Below are 4752 nucleotides of genomic sequence, written 5' to 3'. Positions count from 1 at the left end.
CGCCGCGAGGCGTTGAGCTCACCGATACTACTGACCCGTGAGGCTTACCCTTCCCACGCCGAAGAGGTGTTGGCGAAGAGACAGATTTTCAGCCTGATCCAGATTTCACAGAATTTGCCTGGCGGCTTTAGCGCGGTGGTCCCACCTGACCCCATGCCGAACTCAGAAGTGAAACGCCGTAGCGCCGATGGTAGTGTGGGGTCTCCCCATGTGAGAGTAGGGAACTGCCAGGCATCAAACAAGTAGAAAGGCCATCCGCAAGGATGGCCTTTTTGCGTTATGCGTACTGTTAAATTCCTCACTTCGTTAATCCCTCTCGCGAAATTCGCACATATCGGCGTATACCTATGCGTTTAACTGGCAAAATAGTGCGTATACATAAAGTAATCGAAACGCAGCAGGAATGAGGTTACTGGCAGGGTTAACTGTGTAAAGCAGGAAGCGTAGTAGGTATTAAATAGAGTTAATAGCGGATAAAGCCAGAATGGAAAATATAAGCGCTTACATCACAACAAAATAAAAGCGCGGACATCGCCGCGCTTTTAAAAGCCTTATTTAGTCAGAGCAACAATACCCAGCGTCAGGCCCGCTATTGCCGCGGCTCCACCGGCTATTGCACCTGCTGTTTCCCAGTTATCCTGGGTGGTGCCCTTCATGCAGGTATTGGTGTGAACCAGTCGGCCCTGATCGTCGTATACCGGTACACATGGAGAGTCGTGCGCACAGCCAGCAAGCAGCGCAGCGAGGAGTGCAACGGAAAGGAATCTTTTCATGATGTTACCTCAAAATAATCGCTTATTCGCTTCAGAGCCGATGCGGCAATTAACGAATTGATGATTATTTTACCACCGTGCTAATACCATGCAGAACGGTGAATAATCTCAATTTGTGTGGATTGTAAAAATCATGGAGAAAAGGAGCGGGTGGAGATAATTAATGGAGAAAATGTGAAGGACCGATATATTTATTCTGTTGTTTTCCGTAAATAAAAAAGGCACCCGAGGTGCCTTTTAATTTTTCATTAATCCTTGTGCTTTGTAAACCGTCTTCGGACAACCACAAAGAAAACAGGAACGAAGAAAATGGCCAGCAGCGTAGCTGACAGCATCCCGCCCATCACGCCCGTACCGACAGCGTTTTGTGCCCCACTTCCTGCACCACTACTGATTACCAGAGGCATAACGCCAAGGATGAATGCCAGGGAAGTCATCAGGATAGGACGCAGACGCATACGTGAGGCTTCCAGCGTGGCTTCGATAATCCCTTTGCCTTCTTTATCCATGAGATCCTTGGCGAACTCAACAATCAGTATGGCGTTTTTGGCGGATAAACCAATTGTCGTAAGCAGTCCAACCTGGAAGTAAACGTCATTGTTCAGCCCGCGCACCGATGCAGCCAGAAGCGCGCCGATCACCCCCAGGGGCACGACCAGCATGACCGAGAATGGAATTGACCAGCTTTCATAGAGGGCAGCCAGACACAGGAACACCACTATCAGCGAAATGGCGTACAGTGCTGGAGCCTGATTACCGGAAAGACGTTCCTGGTAAGACATCCCCGTCCAGTCGTAGCCGATGCCGGAAGGCAGTTTCGACGCAAGGCTTTCCATCAACGCCATTGCCTCACCGGTACTTTTGCCTGGCGCAGACTCACCGAGGATCTCCATTGACGGCATCCCATTGTAACGTTCCAGACGGGGTGAACCGTACACCCAGTGAGAGCTGCTAAAGGCAGAGAAAGGCACCATTTCGCCGTTAGCGCTACGCACATACAGGCCGTTAATGTCTCCTGGTAACATACGGAAGCGAGCGTCAGCCTGCACGTAAACTTTTTTCACGCGTCCATGATCGATAAAGTCATTCACATAGGTGCCACCGAGTGCTGTTGAGATGGTCTGATTAACATCAGATACGCTTACACCTAACGCCTGTGCTTTCTCCTGATCGACATCCAGTTTGAACTGAGGCGTATCCTCCAGGCCGTTAGGACGTACGCGGACCAGTAAATCTGGATGTTCTCTCACCATGCCAAGCAGCTGGTTACGCGCCTGCGTTAGTTGCGTATGCCCCAGGTTTGCCTGGTCAATCAGTTCGAAGTCGAAGCCTGTCGCCGTGCCCAGCTCAATAATCGCGGGCAGGTTAAACGGAAATACAAGGCCATCTTTGATTTGGCTGAACGCTTTCGTCGCACGGCTGACAATGGCGCTAACGCCGTTTTCATCGCCCGGTCGTTCTTCCCAGGGCTTCAGGCTGACGAACGCGATACCGGCGTTTTGGCCCTGGCCGCTAAAGCTAAAGCCGTTTACGGTGAAGACCGATTCAACGTTCGCTTTCTCTTTCGTCAGATAATAATCCTGAACCTGATCGAGCACCTGCTGGGTGCGCATCTGCGTCGCCCCTGCCGGCAGCTGAACCATCGTCATAAACACCCCCTGATCCTCTTCCGGCAGGAAGGAGGAAGGCAGGCGCAGAAACAGGACTGCCATGCCGCCGACGATGATGACGTATACCAGCAGATAGCGCCCGGTCTTACGTAAAATACCGCTTACGCTGTTGCTGTAGTGCTCCACGCTCTTATCAAAAAGCGCGTTAAACCAGCCAAAGAAGCCACCTTTCTTTTCATGATGCTCGTTGGCAACGGGTTTGAGCAGGGTTGCACAAAGCGCTGGCGTTAATATCAGCGCGACCAGCACCGACAGGGCCATCGCGGAGACGATGGTTAGCGAGAACTGGCGATAGATAGCCCCGGTAGAGCCTCCAAAAAATGCCATCGGTATAAACACCGCCGAAAGCACCATGGCAATGCCCACCAGAGCGCCCTGGATTTGTTCCATCGACTTCTGCGTCGCCTCTTTTGGCGGCAGCTTGTCCTCCACCATCACGCGTTCTACGTTCTCGACCACCACGATGGCATCATCGACGAGCAAGCCTATCGCCAATACCATCCCGAACATCGTCAGGGTGTTAATGGAGAAACCGAACGCAGCCAGTACCGCAAAAGTACCCAGCAACACCACGGGCACCGCGATAGTCGGTATAAGGGTTGCCCGCAGGTTTTGCAGGAACAGGTACATCACCAGGAACACGAGAACGATCGCTTCAAACAGCGTCTTCACCACTTCATGTATTGAGATCTTCACGAAAGGTGTGGTGTCGTATGGATAGACAACTCTCAGGCCCTGCGGGAAGAAGGGCTGTAACTGCGCCAGTTTGCTCTTGATGGCGGCAGCGGTATCCAGCGCGTTTGCGCCAGTCGCCAGCTTGATCCCGAGCCCCGTCGCGGCCTGCCCGTTGATTTTGGTGACCATGTTGTAGTTTTCACCACCCAGCTCAATGCGGGCCACCTCTTTCAGGTGGACCATTGAACCGTCCTGGTTCACCTTCAGCGTCACACGGCCAAACTCCTCCGGCGATTTCAGGCGCGTTTGAGCAATAATTGAGGCGTTCAGCTGCTGACCCGGTACAGATGGCGTCCCCCCCAACTGGCCCGCCGCAATCTGGTCGTTCTGGGTTTTCAGCTGATTAATGACGTCCAGCGGCGTGAGCTGGTACTTATTCATTGCGTTGCTGTCCAGCCAGATTCGCATGGCATACTGCGCACCGAACAGCTGCACGTCACCGACGCCGGAAGTACGGCTGATCGCATCTTTTACGTTAGAAGCAACATAGTCGGAGATATCATCCTGGGTAAGGTTTTTATTATCCGACACGAAGCCCGCAACCAGCAGGAAGCTGCTGCTGGATTTTTCCACGCCGATCCCCTGTTGCTGCACTTCCTGCGGCAGCAGCGGCATGGCGAGCTGAAGCTTGTTCTGAACCTGAACCTGCGCGATATCAGGATCCGTACCCGACTCGAACGTCAGAGTGATGGTGACGTTACCGGCAGAATCACTGGTGGACGACATGTACATCAGATTGTCGATTCCGTTCATGTTCTGTTCGATAACCTGCGTCACTGTGTCCTGTACCGTCTGGGCATCCGCGCCAGGGTAGGTTGCTGTCACCGCAACCGCGGGTGGCGCAATGGTCGGATATTGCGCGACCGGCAGTTTTAAAATGGCCAGCCCGCCCGCAATCATCAGAATGATGGCGAGTACCCAGGCGAAAACAGGCCGTTGAATAAAGAAATTAGCCATGTCGATATCCCTTAACTGGCTGGAGTAGCGGCGGTATCAGGAATAGCCACGACGGTGGCGCCAGGGCGAACTTTTTGCAGGCCGCTGGTGATGACGCGGTCGCCGTTTTTCAGACCTTCCGTGACCAACCACCGATCGCCAATCGCCTGCGGTGCAACGACAGTGCGAGATTCCACCTGGTTTTTATCGTTTACCACAAGCACGGTGGCATCCCCGCGCGGTGTACGGGTTACCCCCTGCTGGGGAACAAGAATGGCATCCGGCTGCGTACCTTCATCGATGCGCGCACGGACAAACATACCCGGTAACAGCATATGCTGAGGATTAGGGAAGAGGGCGCGAAGGGTAATTGAGCCGGTACTTTCATCTACCGTGACGTCAGAGAACTGTAACGTTCCTTTCAATGGATAAGGCTGGCCGTTTTCCATCAGCAGCTCGACGCTGCTGGTGTCGCCCTTTTGCAGGCTCGTCTGCTTCAGACGCATAAAGTCGCTGCTGGACTGGGTCACGTCGACATAAATTGGATCGAGCTGCTGAACCGTCGCCAGCGCAGTTGACTGACCATTCGTGACGAGCGCCCCTTCAGTAACGCTGGATTTACCAATGCGACCGCTGAT

Annotated in this window: 3 protein-coding genes and 1 rRNA gene; 1 reads left to right on the top strand and 3 read right to left on the bottom strand. The window is 53.2% G+C overall.

All coding sequences use genetic code 11. The features are described 5' to 3' along the window. The first annotated feature begins 117 nt into the window (after nt 1-117). Nucleotides 118-233: ribosomal RNA gene (gene rrf, locus IM267_RS21060) — 5S ribosomal RNA — on the top strand. 318 nt (nt 234-551) lie between these two features. Here the strand turns inward: rrf and IM267_RS21055 are convergent. The 3 genes from IM267_RS21055 to IM267_RS21435 form a co-directional block, all read right to left on the bottom strand. Further along, complete coding sequence (locus tag IM267_RS21055; RefSeq protein WP_003860364.1) at nt 552-773, bottom strand: lipoprotein; 222 nt, start codon at nt 771-773, stop codon at nt 552-554. A 248-nt stretch (nt 774-1021) separates the two neighbouring features. Next, the gene (locus IM267_RS21050) at nt 1022-4135 is read right to left on the bottom strand and encodes an efflux RND transporter permease subunit (RefSeq protein WP_193034234.1); all 3114 of its coding nucleotides are present in this window, start codon (nt 4133-4135) and stop codon (nt 1022-1024) included. An 11-nt stretch (nt 4136-4146) separates the two neighbouring features. Further along, the coding region (locus IM267_RS21435; protein ID WP_226848260.1) for an efflux RND transporter periplasmic adaptor subunit at nt 4147-4752 on the bottom strand (606 nt) is incomplete at its 5' end.

It is taken from the genome of Enterobacter cloacae complex sp. P15RS (genome assembly GCF_014895905.1).
GTDB classification, from domain to species: domain Bacteria; phylum Pseudomonadota; class Gammaproteobacteria; order Enterobacterales; family Enterobacteriaceae; genus Enterobacter; species Enterobacter quasihormaechei.
Note: the sequence above shows the minus strand (reverse complement) of the source record. Positions and strands in the feature narration are given on the sequence as shown.

What these genes read in the sequence shown, in the direction of transcription:
- IM267_RS21050 (WP_193034234.1), bottom strand. Translation starts at nt 4,135, where the DNA reads ATGGCTAATTTCTTTATTCAACGGCCTGTTTTCGCCTGGGTACTCGCC.
- IM267_RS21055 (WP_003860364.1), bottom strand. Translation starts at nt 773, where the DNA reads ATGAAAAGATTCCTTTCCGTTGCACTCCTCGCTGCGCTGCTTGCTGGC.